This is a genomic window from Cryobacterium frigoriphilum, assembly GCF_004403305.1.
In the GTDB taxonomy this organism is placed as follows: domain Bacteria; phylum Actinomycetota; class Actinomycetes; order Actinomycetales; family Microbacteriaceae; genus Cryobacterium; species Cryobacterium frigoriphilum.
Genome location: NZ_SOHE01000036.1, coordinates 18,590 through 38,117 on the forward strand (window position 1 = coordinate 18,590; position 19,528 = coordinate 38,117).

Below are 19,528 nucleotides of genomic sequence, written 5' to 3' on the forward strand. Positions count from 1 at the left end.
GAACGGGGAAACTTCGCTGATCAGGTGCCACTGCGCACATTAGTCACTGCGTCTCGCAGTAGGCTAGAAACGGTCACCGCACTTCCTGTGAAGTGCCCTCGAGTCTTCCGAAAGGTCCCCGGTGCGCATGAATCACCGTCTCCGATGGGCTGCAATCCCGATCGCAGCGACGTTAACAATCTTCCTAGCAGGGTGCTCCACGGCCCAGCTCAATGGCTACCTGCCCGGTTTTGAGGAGGGGCAGGAGGCAGTCACCAACCAGACCGAACGAGTTTCGGGACTCTGGACAACATCGTGGATCGTGCTACTCATCGTGGGTATCATCACGTGGGGCCTCACCATCTGGACCGTCGTCGTCTACCGACGACGCAAGGGCCAGACGGGTCTGCCGCCCCAGCTTCGATACAACATGCCGATCGAAATCTTCTACACGGTCGTGCCTCTCATTCTCGTGGTCGGCTTCTTCGCCTTCACGGCGCGGGACCAGGCCGCCATCGAGGCCCGTTTTGACGCGCCGGACGTGCAGATTGAAGTTCAGGCCAAGCAGTGGGCCTGGGACTTCAACTACGTGGATGAAGACGTCTACTCCGCCGGCGTTCAGGCTCAGCCTGACCCCGACGGCGAGACAGGCGCCATCCTGCAGGATGAACTTCCCGTTCTCGTGCTTCCCGTGGACCAGAAGATCGAGATCGCCCTCGAAGCACGCGACGTCATCCACTCTTTCTGGGTCATCGACTTCCTGTACAAGAAGGACCTCGTTCCCGGCAAGACCAACTACATGTCGGTCATCCCGGAACGCATCGGCACCTATGCCGGTAAGTGCGCCGAACTCTGCGGCGAGTACCACTCCCTCATGCTCTTCAACGTGGAGGTCGTGTCCCAGGAGGACTACGACACCTACATTGCTTCCCTGCGAGCCGCAGGTAATGAGGGACAGCTCGACAACGAGTTCGACCGCAATCAGACCCAGCCGGGCACTGGTGCCCCGACAGCTCAGGAGGACAACTAAGCCATGAGCACGACCATTGCCGCAGTGGAGACACGCTCCACGCCCCCGGTTTCGCGATCCGCTGAGAACAAGGGCAACACCCTCGTTCGCTGGATCACCTCGACCGACCACAAGGTCATCGGGTATCTCTACCTGATCACGTCATTCGTGTACTTCTGCATCGGCGGCGTCATGGCGCTGATCATTCGTGCGCAGCTCTTCGCCCCCGGTCTGGAAATCGTGCAGACCAAGGAGCAGTACAACCAGCTCTTCACCATGCACGGCACGATCATGCTCCTCATGTTCGCGACGCCGCTGTTCTTCGGTTTCGCCAACTTCCTGGTGCCGCTGCAGATCGGCGCCCCCGACGTGGCGTTCCCTCGCCTGAACGCCCTCGCGTTCTGGTTCTTCTTCTTCGGCAGCCTGATTGCCGTCGCCGGCTTCCTCACCCCGCAGGGAGCAGCATCCTTCGGATGGTTCGCGTATCAGCCACTGGCGAGTACCACGTTCTCGCCCGGTGTCGGTGGCAACCTCTGGATGGTCGGCCTCGGCCTGTCGGGCTTCGGTACCATTCTCGGTTCCGTGAACTTCATCACGACCATCATCACGATGCGTGCCCCCGGCATGACGATGTGGCGTATGCCGGTCTTCACCTGGAACACGCTCATCACGGCGCTTCTCAGCCTGATGGTCTTCCCGGTGCTCGCCGCCGCCATGCTCGCCGCGGCATCCGACCGTATCTACGGCTCGCACATCTATGATCCCGAAAACGGCGGCGCCATCCTCTGGCAGCACCTGTTCTGGTTCTTCGGTCACCCCGAGGTGTACATCATTGCCCTGCCGTTCTTCGGTATCGTCTCTGAGGTCTTCCCGGTGTTCAGCCGCAAGCCGATGTTCGGATACAAGACCCTGATCTACGCGACCATCTCCATCGCCGCGCTGTCGGTCTCGGTCTGGGCGCACCACATGTACGTCACCGGTTCCGTTCTGCTGCCCTTCTTCTCCCTGATGACCATGCTCATTGCGGTGCCGACAGGGGTGAAGATCTTCAACTGGATCGGCACCATGTGGCGAGGGTCTCTGACGTTCGAGACCCCGATGCTCTGGGCCATCGGCTTTCTCATCACCTTCACCTTCGGTGGTCTCACCGGAGTCATCCTGGCCTCACCGCCGCTTGACTTCCACGTCTCTGACACGTACTTCGTCGTGGCGCACTTCCACTACGTCGTCTTCGGTACCGTTGTCTTCGCCATGTTCAGTGGCTTCTACTTCTGGTGGCCCAAGTGGACCGGCAAGATGCTCAACGAGAGCCTCGGCAAGTGGCACTTCTGGTTCCTCTTCATCGGCTTCCACACCACGTTCCTCGTGCAGCACTGGCTCGGTGTCATGGGCATGCCGCGTCGTTACGCGACGTACTCGCCCGAAGACGGCTTCGCGTGGATGAACCAGCTGTCGACCATCGGCTCGATGATTCTGGCCGTGTCGATGATTCCGTTCTTCCTGAACGTCTACCTGACCGCGCGTCGTGCGCCCAAGGTGACCGTGAACGACCCCTGGGGCTACGGTTCTTCGCTCGAGTGGGCAACGTCGTGCCCGCCGCCGCGTCACAACTTCACCTCGATCCCGCGGATCCGGTCCGAGCGCCCCGCGTTCGACCTGAACCACCCCGAGGTCGGTATGCCCGTTGGCATCGGTCCGGGCAAGGATGCGCCGGACGAGCGCGTCTTCGACGCCGCAGAGAACAGGGTCAAATAAATGAAGACCAATATCAATCTGCTCTGGGTGCTGACCGGCTTCTTCGGCATTGTCACGGTGACGTATGTCATCTGGAGCCTTGTCGATCCGAACCACGGCCGGGTCGAATGGGCCGGCACGTTCATGCTTGGCCTGTCGACGTTGCTCGTCGCGTTCATTGCCTTCTACCTGGGCAAGGTGCACGGAGCTCAGGGTGCTGAACTGCCCGAAGACCGTCTCGACGGCAACATCGACGATGGCGACCCCGAACTGGGCTTCTTCAGCCCGTGGAGCTGGTGGCCGATCTTCCTGGCCGCGAGCTGCGCTCTGCTTTTCCTCGGCCTCGCCGTGGGACCGTGGATCGCCTTCATCGGTCTCGGCATCGGCGTCATCAGCCTTGTCGGCTGGGTCTACGAGTACTACCGGGGCATGTTCGCCCGCTAACCCCGGCTCACCAATCTGAGCTGCTGAACGCCTGAGTCCCTGCCTTTCCGTCGATACGGAAGGGCAGGGACTCTTTCGTGTGGCCTGAGCCACCAACCGAATCCAGCAACCCGAGCTCAACCGTGCACCATCTGGAGACGTCAGGGCGTCTTTCGCGTCGTGGCCAGTGGCGGCGGCGTCGGCGTCGGCGTCGGCGTCGGCGTCGGCGAGAACGATCCCATGACCGGGCGCGAGGCCCTCGACATCCGTGTCGACCCGGTGCGCAACGCCTCGAAGCACCGCGGCCCGCGCCGGATTTCAGCGGATGATTCGGTCGTCACCGTGCTCGTCTTCCCCACCAACGAGGAGCTCGAGATCGCCCGCCAGACCCTGGCCCGCATCTAGCCCCGTCCGCGTACCATTCGACGGAGATTGACCCGGTTTGGCCCGGTTGTGCCCCGGAACAGCACGGTTGGGCGTCAAACTCCGTCGAATGGTACGGGGTGCGCGGTGAGTGGGCGCGGCATCCGCTTGCCTAAGGCAGCTGGGTGGCTGTGGGGTTCGGGGTGGGGGCGCGGGGTGGAGGGCGACAATGACCGAGTTTTCGGGGCTGCAGGGCGGCGAAGGGGCCATCTGTGACACCTCGTCAGCGAAGTGTCAGAGAACGCCCCTTGGACGGCGAGGCCCAGGGGACCCTCGCTACCTTCTCGTGAACGCGAAGCCAGCAGATGGCCCCATGCGGGCTCTCGCCGGGCCGCGCGACGCCACAAAGTGTCCACGAGCCAGCCAGTCGGTCGGTCCCGGCGCCTCGCGTGCGTACCATTCGACGGAGATGGAGCCCGTTTTGACCGGATCGTGACCAGAAACTGACGTTTCCGAGCCAAAGACCGTCGAATGGTACGGGGCTGGGCCTGGTGACGACGCGGGAGCCGGTGCCGAGCGGCACCGTGAGCAGCCCGGGAGCCCGAGAGTCCAACGGCGAAGAGAGCCAGCGGCCTGATACAGCCAGGTGACCGTCAGCGCGGTCTGATTTCGTCTGATCGCGCCAGCGCCTGCGCAGACTGGTCACGATTGCCGAGGCCGCACCTCGCCTGTCGTCACGGGCAAGCGGGCGGGAACGACACGGGACTCTGGGGCCTCCGCACTGCGCCGAACTACAGCGCGCGGCGCCGAAAGCCGAAGATATCGAAGGCGGCGGTGACGGATGTCTGCGTATCGACCTCGAGAACGGTCTGAGCACCCGCGTGGTGCGCCGACGGTCCCATGCCGAGCACAGCTCCGACGTCAGTCGCAGAGAGGCTCAGAACGCTGCTCAGCGGCTGTCGCGTCTCAAGCTCGAAGTGCGCCGCGAGCCCGTCGACGAGGTGCCGCGCCTTGTCGGGCTGCATGTCCACCGCGAGACCCGCGTCGCGCAACTCCTGCAGGTGCGTCTGCTGCGGCACAACGACGAGCAGCAGGCCGCCCGGCGCGAGCACCCGGTGGAACTCGGCAGCGTTGCGGGGGGCGAAGACGTTGAGGATGACGTTCGCCGCGGCATCCCGGATGGGGAGCGATGCCCAGACGTCGGCGATGAGGCCATCCGCTTCAGGAATCAGGCGAATCGTCCGGGAGACGGCCGCGGGGGAGAGGTCCATGGCGAGGCCGCGCGGGGATGCTGCCGGGTCTGCCACAGCGGATGCCGACAGCGCGGCGTGCAGGTAGTAGCCGCTGCCGCAGCCGATGTCGACGATGCGGCCTGGACGCTCGGCGGCGACGGTGACCGAGATGGCCGTCTGCAGCGGAGCATAGAAGCCACCGCTCTGGAAGCGGTCGCGGGCGTCGAGCATGGCGGGACTGTCACCGATAAACCGGTGCGGGCCGCTCATCAGGGTGACGTAGCCGCGCTTATTGACGTCGAAGGAGTGACCAGCGGAGCACCCGAAGCTGAGCGCGGCGGTGGGGGCGAGCGGGAGAAAACAGTTCGGGCACCGAAGCCACTCCGAAAGAGTCTGGAGTGACATCGATGCCCGTTCTGGTTGCTGCTGTCTTGCGTGTTGCCTGTGCCTGGTCTGAAGCCTACTTGTCGCTGATCTGGGCCGGCTTGTCGGCCGAACCCTCGATCTCGGTGTGGTGGGCGCCGTGGGCCTGGTCTAGTTCGACCTGGTCGACCGGAGCGATCCGGTCCTCGAAGAACCAGCGGGACAGACCCGCACGCACCTGCTCGGGAACGGTGATTTTACCGTTCGCGTTCGGGCGCAACATCAGCGGCTTCTGGTCGTTGTAACTTACCAGTTTCCAACGCTCGAAGTCGTCGACCTGCTGGTGCACCTCGACGTACTCACCGCCGGGAAGCCGAACAATACGGCCCGACTCGTAACCGTGCAGCACGATCTCGCGGTCTTTCTTCATCAGGGCGAGGCACACCCGCTTGGTGATGTAGAACGCGAGGAACGGGCCGAGAATGGTCGTTGCCTGCAGCGTGTGGATTACGCCTTCCATCGTGAGGTGGAAGTGGGTGGCCATGATGTCCGAAGACGCGGCAGCCCACAGCGAGGCGTAGAACGTGACTCCGGCCGCGCCGATGGCGGTACGGGTCGGGGCGTTGCGCGGGCGATCGAGCACGTGGTGTTCGCGCTTGTCTCCGGTGATCCACGCTTCAATGAAGGGGTAGATCATGACGGTGACGATGAAGAGTCCCACCACGCCCAGAACCACGAGGATGTTCATGGAGTACGTGTGGTTGAGCCAGACGAACTCCCATCCCGGCGGAACCAGTCGCATCGCACCATCGGCAAAGCCGATGTACCAGTCAGGCTGGGTACCGGCCGACACCGGTGAGGGGTCGTACGGTCCGTAGTTCCAGATGGGGTTGATCGTGACGAACGAGGCGATCAGCATGACGACGCCGAAGACGATGAAGAAGAATCCACCTGCCTTGGCGGCGTAGACGGGAAGGATCGGGTAGCCGACAACGTTCTTGTTCGTGTGTCCCGCGGACGGGTACTGCGTGTGCTTGTGCACGACGACGAACAGCAGGTGCATGGCGATCAGGGCGACGATGATCGCGGGCAGCAGCAGAATGTGCAGGGAATACAACCGGCCCACGATTGCGGTTCCGGGGAACTCGCCGCCGAAGAGCAGGAACGAGAACCAGGTACCGATGACCGGGATGCCCTTGATCAGTCCGTCGATGATGCGCAGACCGTTACCGGACAGCAGGTCGTCAGGCAGGGAGTATCCGGTGAAACCTTCGGCCATCGCAAGGATGAAGAGAACGAAGCCGATGACCCAGTTGATCTCGCGGGGCTTGCGGAACGCGCCGGTGAAGAACACGCGCAGCATGTGCAGACCGATCGCGGCCACGAACAGCAGGGCTGCCCAGTGGTGCACCTGGCGCATGAGGAGGCCGCCGCGGATGTCGAAGGAGATGTCCATCGTCGACTGCATCGCCGCCGACATTGCGATGCCCTTGAGCGGTGCGTATGAGCCGTCGTAGTGCACTTCGGCCATCGACGCGTCAAAGAAGAACGTCAGGAACGAACCGGACAGCAGAATGATGACGAAGCTGAACAGGGCGACCTCACCGAGAAGGAAAGACCAGTGGTCGGGGAAGATCTTTCGACCAAGTTCTTTCACCGCCCCGGAGACGCTCGTGCGCTCATCGATATAGTTCGCGGCGGATGCCGTGAATCCTCCGGATTTCTTCACCTCGGTGGGTTCACGAGTTGATACAGACGTCATTAGGAACGCTCCCAGAAGCTCGGGCCGACTGGTTCAGTGAAATCGCTCTGCGCGATGAGGTATCCCTCAGCATCCACGGCGATGGGAAGCTGGGGGAGGGCCCGCTTGGCCGGTCCGAAGATGACCTCACACTGGTTGGTGACGTCAAACTGCGACTGGTGGCACGGGCACAGCAGGTGGTGCGTCTGCTGCTCGTAGAGCGCAACGGGGCACCCGACGTGCGTGCAGATCTTGGAGTAGGCGACGATGCCGTCATATGACCAGCTGGCGCGCTCGGCCGTCTCGATCAGATCTTCCGGCTTGAGGCGCATGAGCAGCACGGCAGACTTCGCCTTTTCGGCCAGCTTGCTCTCGTGGCCGAGGTCGATCAGGCCCTCGGGGATCACGTGGAACGAGGAGCCGAGCGTAACGTCCGACGCCTTGATCGGCACGCCGGTCGGGTCCATCGTGAGGCGCGTGCCCTTTTCCCACAGCGTGGTCTTCAGCAGCGCAACGGGGTCCTGGTCCTGCGGACCAAGTCCGCGGAACAGCACAACCGCCGGCAGCGGGAAAGCGATGAGGGCACCGAAGAGGCTGTTGCGAATGAGGGTGCGTCGGCCGAAACCGGACTCTTCATTGGCCTGCTGGAAGATCTCAACGGCGCGAGCACGAACAACGTCCGTTCCCCGAACCGGGTGGCGTTCGTCGATGCCCTCGTGGGCATACATCAGGGCCTTGGCCCAGTGCACGGCACCGATACCGAGCCCGAACAGGGCAAGGGTCAGGCCGACACCGATGAACAGGTTGTTGAGTCGAACGGAACCCATGTCTTCGGGAACGATCGGGAACGCCATGTACGCCGCGATTGCGAAGATACTGCCCGCGATCGAGAGGTAGAAGAGCGTGTACACGGTGCGCTCGGCGTTGCGATCCGCCTTGGGGTCGAGGTCCGTCACGCGGGACCGGTGCGGCGGGAATCCGGGGTTACCCACTGCACTGCGGGTGACGACCGAGGTGCCGGTGGACTGCTCCACGCGCGCGACGCTCGACGAGTCGGCGGCGGTGTTGTCCGCCCCGCCGTTATCGTCCTTGGCCATTGTTCTCCTTCTTACGCTGGGTAAAAATCTGACGCGCGAAAATCCGACGCGTAAAAATCTGACGCTCGATCACGATCGAGAGTCGCTAGTTGGACTTCGCCGTGATCCATACGGTCAGGGCTACGATCGCGCCCAGGCCGAAGATCCAGATGAAGAGTCCTTCTGCAACCGGCCCCAGGGAGCCGATGGCGAGGCCACCGGGCGAGGGGTTGTCCTCGATGTACTTGAGGTACGTGATGATGTCGCGCTTGTTCTCCGGGGAGATGTTCATGTCGTTGAAGACGGGCATGTTCTGCGGGCCGGTAACCATGGCCTCGTAGACGTGCACGGCCGAAACGTCGGCCAGACTCGGGGCGAACTTACCCTCGGTCAGGGCTCCGCCGGCACCGGCCACGTTGTGGCACATGGCGCAGTTGATGCGGAACAGCTCGGCACCGACGGCTGCGTCGCCCTCGCCGTCGAGTACTTCACCCTCGGGGATAGCAGGGCCGGGAGCCAGCGAGGCGACATACGCAGCGAGAGCGGCGGTCTGTTCCTCGGTGAACTGCACCGGCTTCTTGAGCGCCTGTGGGCCCTGCATCTGCAGCGGCATGCGGCCGGTTCCGACCTGGAAGTCGACGGATGCGGCGCCGACGCCGATGAGGCTGGGTCCGTCTCCGGAGCCCTGAGCGCTCAAACCGTGGCAGGTGGCACAGTTGGCGGCGAAGAGTTTCTCGCCGTCATCAATGGTCTGCTGCGAGTTCGCGTCGGATTCGGCGCTGGCCGTGGTGGTGCTGAAGGCCGCGTAGGCGCCGCCGGTGAACAGCAGCCCAATCGCGATGAGGGCGACGCTGGCCAGAGGATGGCGTCGGCCGGCTTTGCGACCCTTGCGGGCCTTGGATGCTGGGTTCATTGTTTTCCTGGTCATGCTGAAGTTGTCCGCTCCTGAATCCTATTTAAGAACGTAGACGACCAGGAAAAGCCCGATCCAGACGACGTCGACGAAGTGCCAGTAGTAGGAAACCACGATCGCGCTGGTGGCTTCTTTGTGTCCGAAGTTCTTGACCGCGAATGCACGGCCAATGACGAGAAGGAAGGCGAGCAGGCCCGCGGTCACGTGGATTCCGTGGAAACCGGTCGTGATGTAGAACGCCGAACCGTAGGCGTCGCTGTTGAGGGCGATGCCCTCGGACACCAGGGTGGCGTACTCAAAGACCTGGCCGGTGACGAAGATCGCGCCGAGGGCGTAGGTGAGGAAGAACCACTCGACCATGCCCCACTGGCTGAGCTTCCACCCGGTGGAGCGTGCCTGGAGGCGTTCTGCCGCGAACACACCGAACTGGCACGTCACCGAAGACGTCACCAGAATGAGTGTGTTGAGCAGGGCGAAGGTGAAGTTGTGCTTGTCCGCTTGGAACAACCACAGTTCGGGTGAGGTGGATCGGAGAGTGAAGTAGATGGCAAACAGCCCCGCGAAGAACATCACCTCGCTCCCCAGCCACACAATGGTGCCCACAGCCACGCTGTTGGGCCTGTTCACAACGGGCGCATTGGCCGTTTGAGTAATTGAGGTGCTGGTCACCCCTCCATTATGGCCGATATTTGCACAGCTTTTTCTCATTGTCGCGTGCAAGTACGGTCTTTTCAGACGTTGGGGGCGTGAAATTTGACCCGATGGGGGACACCCGCCACGGTCGTTACGCGCGGAACACCGGGCTGTGTGGGGGCTGCGGCCAACGCGAGGGGGACCCTGAGTATCGCCATAGGATCGATCTATGCTCGAAATTCAGTCTTGGCCAAATATTTTGAATGCCCTCCTGAGCGGAAGCGACCTGAGCGTGGCGGATGCCGCGTGGAGCATGCAGCAGATCATGCTCGGTGAAGCGACGCCGGCTCAACTCGCGGCCTTTCTGGTCGCGCTGCGGGCCAAGGGCGAGACGGTTGACGAAATCGTGGGTTTTCGTGACGCCATTCTTGAGCAGGCGGTACCGCTGCCGGTCGATCCGATGGCACTGGACATCGTGGGAACGGGCGGGGACCGGTTCGGCACCGTCAACGTGTCGACCATGGCGTCGATTGTCTGCGCGGCGGCCGGCGTTCCCGTCGTGAAGCACGGTAATAAGGCGGCGAGCTCGGCCTCCGGGTCGTCCGACGTGTTGGCGGCGCTCGGCGTGGATCTGACGCTGCCGCCCGAGCGGGTGGCACGGATCCTGACGGAAACGGGGATCACGTTCGCCTTCGCCGCTGCTTTCCACCCGGGTTTTCGCCACGCCGGCCCGGTTCGGGCACAACTTGGTATCCCGACCGTCTTCAACTACCTGGGGCCGCTGTGCAACCCAGCGCGGCCGGAGGCATCCGCTGTCGGCGTCGCGACGCTGGACCGGGTGCCGCTGTTTGTTGGCGTCTTTCAGACCCGGGGTGCGACCGCTCTGGTCTTTCGCGGCGACGACGGCCTGGACGAACTCACCACGACCGGACACAGCCACATCTGGGAGATCTCGCGCGGACTCGTCACGGAGCACGACCTCGATCCGCGTGAACTCGGAATCAAGCGGGCCGCAATCAGCGAACTGGTTGGCGGAGACGCCGCACACAACGCCGCCGTCGTGCACTCGGCGTTCAGCGGTGACCTGGGCCCGGTGCGAGACATCGTTCTGCTCAACGCGGCGGCCGGACTGGTTGCCTTCGCACTGGCAGGCGACCCCGGACAGTCCCAGATCTCAATCGTGAAGCGTTTTCGCGACAAGATGGCCGTGGCCGCGGAGGCTATCGACTCCGGTGCGGCCACGGCCAAGCTTGCGCAGTGGGTCGATGCGACCCGTTCCTGAGCGGTCAGAACTTCGGAGTGCAGAACTCCGGACTGCCGAACTTTGGCCTACAGAACGTCGTCGTCGACCCAATCGAAGGTCTTGGTGACGGCCTTCTTCCAGTTACGTAACTGGCGGTCGCGCTCCTCGACGTCCATCTTCGGCACCCACCGGCTGTCCTCCTGCCAGTTGGCCCGCAGCTCGTCGAGGCCGCTCCAGAAACCGACCGCGAGTCCGGCCGCATAGGCTGCGCCGAGCGCGGTCGTTTCGGCGACGACCGGGCGCACCACGGGAACACCGAGGATGTCGGCCTGGAACTGCATGAGCGTGTTGTTGGCGATCATGCCGCCGTCGACCTTGATTTCGGTCAGCGGAACGCCGGAATCGGCGTTGACGGCGTCGATCACCTCTCGGGTCTGAAAGGCCGTCGCCTCAAGCGCGGCCCGGGCGATGTGGCCACGGTTCACGAATCGAGTCAGCCCGACCAGAGCCCCGCGGGCATCCGCTCGCCAGTACGGCGCGAACAGCCCCGAGAACGCGGGCACGAAGTACGCACCACCGTTGTCCTCCACCGTGTTTGCGAGGGTTTCGATTTCGGGCGCGGATGCGATCATGCCGAGGTTGTCCCGCATCCACTGCACCAATGACCCCGTGACCGCGATGGAACCCTCGAGCGCGTAGTGCGGGGCGTCCGTTCCGAGCTGGTAACCGAGAGTGGTGAGCAGACCGTTCTTGGAGTGCACGATTTCGGTGCCGGTGTTAAAAATGAGAAAGTTGCCGGTGCCGTACGTGTTCTTGGCCTCGCCCTGGTCGAAGGCCGCCTGACCGAAAGTCGCCGCCTGCTGGTCACCGAGGATTCCGGCAACGGGCACCTCCCGCAGGAGGCTGTTCTCGCTGATCGTGCCGTACACCTCCGATGAGGAACGGATGTCCGGCATCATCGAACGGGGAACGTCGAAGATTCCGAGGATCTCGTCATCCCACTGCAGGGTCTCCAGGTCCATGAAGAGCGTTCGGCTGGCGTTGGTGACATCGGTGGCATGCACCCCACCGTCGACACCGCCCGTGAGGTTCCAGAGCACCCAGCAGTCGGTGGTACCGAACAACAGGTCACCCGCTTCGGCCTTCTCGCGTGCACCCGGCACATTCTCGAGGATCCAGACAATCTTGGTTCCGGAGAAGTAGGTTGCGAGCGGCAGCCCGACCCGCTTCTTGAACCGCTCAACACCTCCGTCGGCCGCCAGCCGATCGACGATCGGCTGGGTGCGGGTGTCCTGCCAGACAATGGCGTTGTACACGGGAACTCCGGTCGTCTTGTCCCAGACCACCGCGGTCTCACGCTGGTTCGTGATGCCCACGGCCCGAATGTCGTGCCGGGTGATGTTCGCCTTGGACAGGGCCTGGCCGATCACCTCGCGCACGTTGTCCCAGATCTCCCGCGGGTCGTGTTCGACCCAGCCCGCCTGGGGAAAAATCTGCTCGTGCTCAAGCTGGCCGGTCGACACGATCGACCCCGCCTTGTCGAAGATGATCGCCCGGGAGCTGGTCGTGCCCTGGTCGATCGACAGAATGTAGTCACTCATAGCTTCGTTGCCTCCTGTGTTGATTCCGTATGGTGTGGAGCGTGTGGACGGGACGGGGTGCGCGGGTGCGGCCTAGACGACCGGGAGCAGGACCAGCGACGCCCAACCGGCAACCACCCCGCCGATGATCGGTCCCACCACGGGAACCCAGGAGTACGACCAGTCAGACGATCCCTTGCCCTTGATCGGAAGGATGAAGTGCGCGATGCGCGGCCCCAGGTCGCGGGCGGGGTTGATGGCGTAGCCGGTCGGTCCACCGAGTGAGGTACCGATCACGATGACCAGGATGGCAACCGGTAGCGGGCCAAGCGCCGCCAGCCCCCCGCCATCGCCCCAGCCGCCGAAGGCGAGGATCACGAAGACGAGCACGAAGGTGCCGATCGCCTCGGTGACCAGATTCCAGCCGTAGGAGCGGATGGCCGGACCGGTCGAGAAGACCCCCAGCTTGTTGGCGGGTTCGGGTTCGGCGTCGAAGTGCTGCTTGTAGGCAAGCCAGCAGAACACGGCGCCGAGGATCGCGCCGAGCATTTGGCCCGCAATGTAGACGAGCACCGATGTCACATTGACGGGTACATCGCTGCCGAATTCGTCTGTGCCCGCCGCGACCAGACCGAGCGTGACGGCGGGGTTGAGGTGCGAGCCGGAGTTGAGGCTGACGAGCACGCCGGCGAAGACGGCGAAACCCCAGCCGATGGTGACCATCAGAAAGCCGCCACCGAGACCCTTGTTCTTGGCGAGGGCGACGTTGGCAACGACGCCGGTGCCGAGGAGTACGAGCATCGCCGTGCCCACGAGTTCGGACAGGAATACAACTCCGATATTTTCCACGATAACCTTTCAGTTGAGGCCGGGGAATGCCGAAGCTGCCCCTTGCGGTGAGCGGTTTGCAACACCATAGCGCGGGGTCTTCGATCGGGGAATGGCCCCGTCGGAGTAGAATTTCCGCACCGATTCGCAGGCTCTATCCGCTTAACACGATGACCGCGCGCGCGTATGTTATGCCGTGGACCGTGCATAGTTTCTGGTCTCCTCGCACGCTTTCACCCGCGCACCACCGATGAATGGATGGCCATGAAGAAGCTCATCAATGATCCGAAAAACGTCGTCAACGAGGCCGTCGCAGGGTTTGAAGCGGCCCACTCCGATCTCGTGCGGGTCTCCCACGACCCGATCTTCATCGTGCGGGCGGATGCGCCGGTGGCCGGCAAGGTCGGCATCGTGAGCGGCGGCGGCAGCGGGCACGAGCCGATGCACGGGGGTTTCGTCGGCGCGGGCATGCTTGACGCCGCGGTTCCTGGCGCCGTGTTCACGTCTCCGACACCAGACCCGATTCTCGCGGCGACTCAGGCCGTCGACGGCGGGGCCGGGGTGCTGCACATCGTCAAGAACTACACCGGTGACGTACTCAACTTTGAGACGGCCGCCGACCTCGCTCTGGCCGAGGGGATCGAGGTCGCAGCCGTGATCATCAATGATGATGTCGCGGTCAAGGATTCCCTCTATACCGCGGGTCGTCGCGGCGTCGCGGGCACGGTTCTCGTGGAAAAGATCGCCGGCGCGGCCGCTGAACGCGGTGACGACCTCGCATCCGTCGCCCGCGTCGCCGACAAGGTCAACTCCCTCGTTCGCTCGATGGGTGTGGCCCTCACTCCCTGCGTCGTGCCGCATGCGGGGGAGCCGAGCTTCACCCTCGCCGATGACGAGATCGAGATCGGGATCGGGATCCACGGAGAGCCGGGCCGGGAACGCATCAAGCTCGAACCGGCCGACGCGATCGTCGATCGACTTCTCGGCCCGATCCTGACAGACCTGCCCTTCGTGAGCGGCGACCGAGTGCTGCTGTTCGTCAACGGTATGGGCGGCACACCGCAGGTCGAGTTGTACATCGTGTTCCGTCGCGCCGCGGAAGTGCTCGCGGAGCACGGAATCGACATCGCCCGCACCCTCGTGGGCAATTTCACCACGTCGCTCGAGATGCAGGGCATGTCCATCTCCATCCTGAAACTCGATGACGAGCTCATCACCCTGTGGGATGCACCCGTCGCGACCGCCGCCCTGCGGTGGGGAAGGTAACGCCGGAATGAGTCCAAATGTCACGAGTCCGAACGGCACGAGTCTGAACGGCACCTGGGCCGAGGCCTGGATCAGAGAGTGTGCCGGGGTCATCGCGGAGCACCGCGCAGAGCTGAATACCCTGGATCGCGCCATCGGCGACGGCGATCACGGTGAGAACATGGACCGTGGCTTTCAGGCCGTGGTGCTCAAGCTCGATGCTCTGCCGTCCGGGTCAACCCCCGGTGAGGTTCTGAAGCTCGTGGCCACGACTCTCATTTCGACCGTGGGCGGGGCCTCCGGTCCGCTGTTCGGCACGGCCTTTCTGAAGGCCGCGATCGCCGTCAGCGGTGCCGACACCCTGCATGCGGCGGCGACCGTGGCCCTGCTGACGGCCGCGCGTGACGGTATCGTGCTGCGCGGCAAGGCTCAGGTCGGCGACAAAACGATGATCGACGCCTGGACCCCGGCCGTCGACGCTGCCATCGACTCCCAGCACGCTGGTGAATCGGTCGTGACGCTGCTCGAACGGGCAGCGGATGCCGCAGCCACCGGCGCACTCGCGACCGAACCGCTCGTCGCCCACAAGGGCCGGGCGAGCTATCTGGGGGAGCGGGCCATCGGACACCGCGACCCCGGCGCCGAATCGACCACTCTGCTGCTGCGGGCCGCCGCCGAAACCGCGGCCCGCGCGTGAGCGCCGCCGGCATCGGCTCCGACGACCTGCGCGCCGCCCGGGTCGGTGTCGTCTTCGTTTCACACAGCGCGAAAATCGCAGCGGGTCTGGTCGAGCTGGCCGGGCAGATGGCCCCGGCGACCACGCTCGTCGCGGCGGGGGGAACCGACGCAGACGAGCTCGGAACCAGCTTCGAGCGGGTGTCCGGCGCCATGGTCGCGGCGGATGGCGGCCGGGGCGTGGTTGTGCTCTGTGACCTGGGCTCGGCGATCCTGACGGCGGAGACGGCGCTGGATTTTCTGGACGATGAGCTGCGAACACGCGTGCGCATCGTCGATGCTCCGCTCGTGGAGGGCGGCGTGGCCGCCGCAGTCGCCGCCGAGATCGGGGGAGACCTCGAGGCCGTGGCGGCCGCGGCCGAGGGCGCCGACAGGTACGCCCCCGCGCCCCACGACGGCGATGCTTCGCCTGCCACCATGACGGATGACAGCGGGGCCGTGACACGCACGGCCACGCTCGTCAACACTGACGGCCTGCATGCGCGTCCCGCTGCCGACTTCGTCAGGCTCGCGAGCACCTTTTCGGCGCAGATCACCGTCAACGATCAGGATGCGACGAGCCTGCTCGGCATCATGGGTCTCGGACTCACGATTGGCACGTCGGCACGGATCTCGGCAGTAGGCACCGACGCCGAGGCCGCCGTCACGGCGCTGACGGAATTGATCGAGTCTGGGTTCGGGGAATAGCACCGACCGTGAACAGCTTTTCTCTAGCATATTCTCGTCGTTGTGTCCAATTCGGCGTATGGTATGCGCATGAATCAGAACTCGGCTCGGCATGCGGAATCGCCCTCCTGCCCCGTGTGCGGGCACCCGATGAGTGAGCACACGATCGACCATTCCACGCGCAACACGATTCTCAACTGCCCCGTTCCACAACGGGATGGCTGGGACCGTGATGCCTACCAACCCGTGAACGAATTCGGGATGGTCATTCACCACGAATAGCCGGCAGGGCGCTGCGCGGGTGTTGCGGCGTGTCGCCGACGGCTCGCAGGCCGACGCGGCCCTACAAGAGTCACCGAATGCCTTTGACTTGACATAATGTGCATTATCGGTCATGTTGCCGTCAGCCACGATCGGGGCCGTGGCCGGCGTTCGGCAGGCTCGGTTGCAGCCCAGCTCTAGCCCGGTATGTCGGCCCCGACGTAGGCCGCGAGGTGCTGGCCGGTCAGCGTGGACCGGGCGGCTACCAGGTCGGCCGGGCTGCCCTCGAAGACAATGTGGCCGCCATCGTGGCCCGCGCCGGGGCCGAGGTCGATAATCCAATCCGCGTGTGCCATGACGGCCTGATGGTGCTCGACGACAATGACCGACTTGCCGGAGTCGACAAGCCTGTCGAGCAGGCCGAGCAGATTCTCGACGTCGGCCAGGTGCAGGCCGGTGGTCGGCTCGTCGAGAACGTAGACACCACCCTTCTCCGCCAGATGCGTCGCGAGCTTCAGTCGCTGCCGTTCACCGCCGGACAGCGTGGTGAGCGGCTGGCCCAGGCTGATATAGCCGAGCCCGACATCGACGAGCCCGTGCAGAATCGTGTGTGCGGCCGGAGTGCGGGCCTCCCCCTCGCCGAAGAACACCTCGGCCTCGGCCACCGACATGGCGAGCACCTCGCTGATGTCACGGCCGCCCAGGTGGTAATCCAAAACGGAGGCCTCGAACCGCTTACCCTCGCAGACCTCGCACGTGGTTGCGACACCGGCCATCATCCCGAGGTCGGTGAAGATCACGCCGGCACCATTGCAGTTCGGGCAGGCGCCCTCGGAGTTCGAGCTGAACAGGGCCGGCTTCACGCCGTTCGCCTTCGCAAAGGCCTTGCGAATCGAGTCGAGCATGCCCGTGTACGTCGCCGGGTTACTGCGCCGTGAACCACGGATGGCGCCCTGATCGATCGAGACAACCCCCGCGCCCGCGGGAATCGACCCGTGCACGAGCGAACTCTTGCCCGATCCGGCGACGCCGGTCAGCACGACGAGAACCCCCAGCGGAATGTCCACGTCGACGTTCTGCAGGTTGTTGAGGGTCGCGCCGCGAATCTCCAGCTGTCCGGTGGCCGGGCGAACGTGCTTTTTGAGCGTCGCCCGGTCGTCGAGGTGCCGGCCGGTCAGGGTGTCGCTCCCCCGCAGACCGTCCAGGGTGCCCTCGTAGCAGACGGAACCGCCGGCGACCCCGGCTCCGGGACCGAGGTCGATCACGTGGTCGGCGATCGCGATCATCTCCGGCTTGTGCTCGACAACGAGCACGGTGTTTCCTTTGTCGCGAAGCCGCAGCAGCAGCTCGTTCATGCGCTGAATATCGTGCGGGTGCAGGCCGATGCTTGGCTCATCGAACACGTAGGTGACGTCGGTGAGCGACGAACCCAGATGACGGATGATCTTGGTGCGTTGGGCTTCACCGCCCGAGAGCGTTCCCGACGGCCGGTCGAGAGACAAATAGCCCAGCCCGATCTCCACGAACGAATCCAGGCTCTGCCGGAGCGCGGCCAGCAGGGGCGCGACCGAGGGCTCATCGAGCGTGCGTACCCACTCGGCGAGGTCGCTGATCTGCATCGAGCAGGCGTCGGCGATATTGACGCTGCCGATTCGGCTTGACCGCGCCCCCTCACTCAGTCGGGTGCCGCCGCAGTCGGGGCAGGGCGCGAAGGTGACCGCCCGTTCGACGAAGGCGCGGATGTGGGGTTGCAGGGAGTCGACGTCCTTGGACAGCATCGACTTCTGCATCTGCGGGATCAGACCGACGTAGGTCAGGTTGATGCCCTCGACCTTGATCTTGGTCGGTTCCTTGTAGAGCAGGTCCTTGAGCTCCTTCTTGCTGTACGCGCTGATCGCCTTGTCAGCATCGAACCAGCCACAGCCGCGAAAGATGCGGCCGTACCAGCCGTCCATGGTGTACCCAGGGATCGTGATCGCTCCCTCGTTGAGAGACTTCGAGTCGTCGTAGAGGGCCGACAGATCAATGTCGCTGACCTTGCCCATGCCCTCGCAGCGCGAGCACATGCCGCCGGTGATGCTGAAACTTCGACGTTCCTTGGTGGTGGTGCCGCCACGCTCCATCGTGACGGCTCCCGCACCGGAGATCGAGGCAACGTTGAAAGAGAAGGCCTGCGGCGAGCCGATGTGGGGTTTACCCAGTCGGCTGAACAGGATGCGCAGCATCGCGTTGGCGTCGGTCGCGGTGCCCACCGTGGACCGTGAGTTGGCGCCCATCCGCTCCTGGTCAACGATGATCGCCGTCGTCAGCCCGCTGAGCACGTCGACGTCGGGTCTGGCCAGGGTCGCCATGAAGCCCTGCAGGAACGCGCTGTAGGTTTCGTTGATCATGCGCTGCGACTCAGCGGCGATGGTGCTGAAGACGAGCGAGCTTTTGCCCGAGCCAGAGACGCCGGTGAACACGGTCAGCCGACGCTTGGGGATGTCCACGCTGATGTCCTTGAGATTGTTCTCGCGGGCTCCCTGCACGCGAATCACATCATGGCTGTCGGCGACAGCGCCGACCCGCTGCGGGGCATCGGTCTCGGTGGCCAGGCTCATCGTGTCTCCATCTGTCGGGTGTGGCCGGATCGCCCCGGCACGGCCGGGGTTGCGGTCGGACCGGCGGGCTGCGGTCGGGCTGGCGGGCTTGCCGTTCAGCTCCGGCCCGCTTCGATGATACGTCGAGTTGCGGCCGGGGTGAGGGCGTCGCCCGGCCGGGCACGGTCACCCGAACGGGGGTAGCATGCCCGCATAAGAAGCAGCGAAAGGAGCAGCCCCATGTCCAATCCACACCTGTTTGAGCCCCACGCGGGCGAGGGCACGCACCGTCTCCACACCCGTGCACTCGTCGACTTGCGACTGGACCCGTCGAGTCTGTCGAAATCCGAGGTCACCGGCGCACGGATCGCGTTTGCGGTTAGTGGCTTTCTCGCTCTGGTTCTGGGAGTTCTCGTGCTCGCCTGGCCCGAGGTGACCCTCGCCGCGGTGGCGCTGCTGTTCGGCCTCTACTTTGTAGCCAGCGGCGTGGTGCGCATCGTGCGCGGCATCGCCATGTCCGGCACCCTCGGCAGTCGGGTTCTGGCCATCCTGTTCGGCGTGCTCTTGCTGGTGGCCGGAATCATCACGATCCGCAACCCGTTGAATTCGCTGCTCGTGCTCGGCCTGCTGATCGGCCTCTGCTGGATCGTGGAAGGCGTAGCCGCGCTGGTCGAAACAGCGCCCGACTCGAGCCGGTGGTTCGGTACCCTGCTCGGTGCGGTCAGCGTCGTGGCCGGCATCGTGGTGCTCGTCGCGCCGCTCGAGTCGCTCGGGGTGCTCGTCATCCTCGGTGGGGTCTTTCTGGTGCTGTCGGGCTCCGTGCAGCTGATGGAGGCGTTCACCTTCGGGCGCGAGGCACGTGCGCAGACCGAAAAAGTGCCGACGACGACCGCGGCACCGGTAAGCCGGGACACCGACTAACCAG

General features: G+C 64.3%; 17 protein-coding genes. 9 read left to right on the plus strand and 8 right to left on the minus strand.

What is annotated here, in order from left to right; translation table 11 throughout:
* Window positions 1-121: 121 nt before the first annotated feature.
* The 4 genes from ctaC (at window position 122) to E3T55_RS20935 (ending at window position 3,550) form a co-directional block, all read left to right on the plus strand.
* Window positions 122-1,009: an aa3-type cytochrome oxidase subunit II gene (gene ctaC / locus E3T55_RS07475; RefSeq protein ID WP_166791708.1), complete on the plus strand. Its 888-nt coding sequence runs from the start codon at window positions 122-124 to the stop codon at window positions 1,007-1,009.
* Window positions 1,010-1,012: 3 nt separating this feature from the next.
* Complete coding sequence (gene ctaD, locus E3T55_RS07480; RefSeq protein ID WP_134518953.1) at window positions 1,013-2,743, plus strand: aa3-type cytochrome oxidase subunit I; 1,731 nt, start codon at window positions 1,013-1,015, stop codon at window positions 2,741-2,743.
* Complete coding sequence (locus E3T55_RS07485) at window positions 2,744-3,166, plus strand: cytochrome c oxidase subunit 4 (RefSeq protein WP_134518954.1); 423 nt, start codon at window positions 2,744-2,746, stop codon at window positions 3,164-3,166.
* 159 nt (window positions 3,167-3,325) lie between these two features.
* Window positions 3,326-3,550 carry a hypothetical protein gene (locus tag E3T55_RS20935; protein ID WP_420897982.1) on the plus strand — a complete coding sequence of 75 codons (225 nt, stop codon included), beginning with the start codon at window positions 3,326-3,328 and terminating at the stop codon, window positions 3,548-3,550.
* A 749-nt stretch (window positions 3,551-4,299) separates the two neighbouring features.
* Here E3T55_RS20935 and E3T55_RS07495 read toward each other — a convergent pair.
* The 5 genes from E3T55_RS07495 to ctaE all read right to left on the minus strand — a co-directional run bounded on the left by E3T55_RS07495 (window position 4,300) and on the right by ctaE (window position 9,541).
* A complete protein-coding gene (locus E3T55_RS07495) occupies window positions 4,300-5,145 on the minus strand; it encodes a putative RNA methyltransferase (RefSeq protein ID WP_134518955.1) in 846 nt (281 codons plus the stop codon).
* 55 nt (window positions 5,146-5,200) lie between these two features.
* Window positions 5,201-6,865 carry a cytochrome bc1 complex cytochrome b subunit gene (gene qcrB / locus E3T55_RS07500; RefSeq protein WP_134518956.1) on the minus strand — a complete coding sequence of 555 codons (1,665 nt, stop codon included), beginning with the start codon at window positions 6,863-6,865 and terminating at the stop codon, window positions 5,201-5,203.
* A complete protein-coding gene (gene qcrA, locus E3T55_RS07505; protein WP_134518957.1) occupies window positions 6,865-7,941 on the minus strand; it encodes a cytochrome bc1 complex Rieske iron-sulfur subunit in 1,077 nt (358 codons plus the stop codon). Before qcrA ends, qcrB begins: the two co-directional genes overlap by 1 nt.
* 85 nt (window positions 7,942-8,026) lie before the next feature.
* Entirely contained in the window at window positions 8,027-8,848 is an 822-nt protein-coding gene (gene qcrC / locus E3T55_RS07510; protein WP_134518958.1) for a cytochrome bc1 complex diheme cytochrome c subunit, read from the minus strand.
* Between the two features lie 24 nt (window positions 8,849-8,872).
* Window positions 8,873-9,541, minus strand: a complete 669-nt coding sequence (gene ctaE, locus E3T55_RS07515; protein ID WP_134519016.1) for an aa3-type cytochrome oxidase subunit III — start codon at window positions 9,539-9,541, stop codon at window positions 8,873-8,875.
* A gap of 154 nt (window positions 9,542-9,695) precedes the next feature.
* Here ctaE and trpD point away from each other — a divergent pair, with 154 nt between their 5' ends.
* A complete protein-coding gene (trpD, locus tag E3T55_RS07520) occupies window positions 9,696-10,748 on the plus strand; it encodes an anthranilate phosphoribosyltransferase (RefSeq protein ID WP_134518959.1) in 1,053 nt (350 codons plus the stop codon).
* 47 nt (window positions 10,749-10,795) lie between these two features.
* Here the strand turns inward: trpD and glpK are convergent, their stop codons facing one another.
* Window positions 10,796-12,310 (minus strand): glycerol kinase GlpK, encoded by a 1,515-nt coding sequence (glpK, locus tag E3T55_RS07525; RefSeq protein WP_134518960.1) that lies wholly within the window; start codon window positions 12,308-12,310, stop codon window positions 10,796-10,798.
* Between the two features lie 72 nt (window positions 12,311-12,382).
* Window positions 12,383-13,138 (minus strand): MIP/aquaporin family protein, encoded by a 756-nt coding sequence (locus E3T55_RS07530; protein WP_134518961.1) that lies wholly within the window; start codon window positions 13,136-13,138, stop codon window positions 12,383-12,385.
* A 243-nt stretch (window positions 13,139-13,381) separates the two neighbouring features.
* On the opposite strand from E3T55_RS07530, the gene dhaK reads away from it, so the two are divergent.
* The 3 genes from dhaK to dhaM are packed head-to-tail and all read left to right on the plus strand — an operon-like array spanning window position 13,382 to window position 15,784.
* The gene (gene dhaK / locus E3T55_RS07535; RefSeq protein ID WP_134518962.1) at window positions 13,382-14,383 is read left to right on the plus strand and encodes a dihydroxyacetone kinase subunit DhaK; all 1,002 of its coding nucleotides are present in this window, start codon (window positions 13,382-13,384) and stop codon (window positions 14,381-14,383) included.
* Between the two features lie 7 nt (window positions 14,384-14,390).
* Window positions 14,391-15,059, plus strand: coding sequence for a dihydroxyacetone kinase subunit DhaL (gene dhaL, locus E3T55_RS07540; protein ID WP_134518963.1), 669 nt, complete (start codon window positions 14,391-14,393; stop codon window positions 15,057-15,059).
* Window positions 15,056-15,784, plus strand: coding sequence for a dihydroxyacetone kinase phosphoryl donor subunit DhaM (gene dhaM / locus E3T55_RS07545; RefSeq protein WP_241992933.1), 729 nt, complete (start codon window positions 15,056-15,058; stop codon window positions 15,782-15,784). The genes dhaL and dhaM overlap by 4 nt, the downstream gene beginning before the upstream one ends.
* 437 nt (window positions 15,785-16,221) lie before the next feature.
* Here dhaM and E3T55_RS07555 read toward each other — a convergent pair whose 3' ends face one another.
* Window positions 16,222-18,624 carry an ATP-binding cassette domain-containing protein gene (locus tag E3T55_RS07555; RefSeq protein ID WP_134518965.1) on the minus strand — a complete coding sequence of 801 codons (2,403 nt, stop codon included), beginning with the start codon at window positions 18,622-18,624 and terminating at the stop codon, window positions 16,222-16,224.
* Window positions 18,625-18,843: 219 nt separating this feature from the next.
* On the opposite strand from E3T55_RS07555, the gene E3T55_RS07560 reads away from it, so the two are divergent.
* A complete protein-coding gene (locus E3T55_RS07560; protein ID WP_134518966.1) occupies window positions 18,844-19,524 on the plus strand; it encodes an HdeD family acid-resistance protein in 681 nt (226 codons plus the stop codon).
* Window positions 19,525-19,528: the final 4 nt, after the last annotated feature.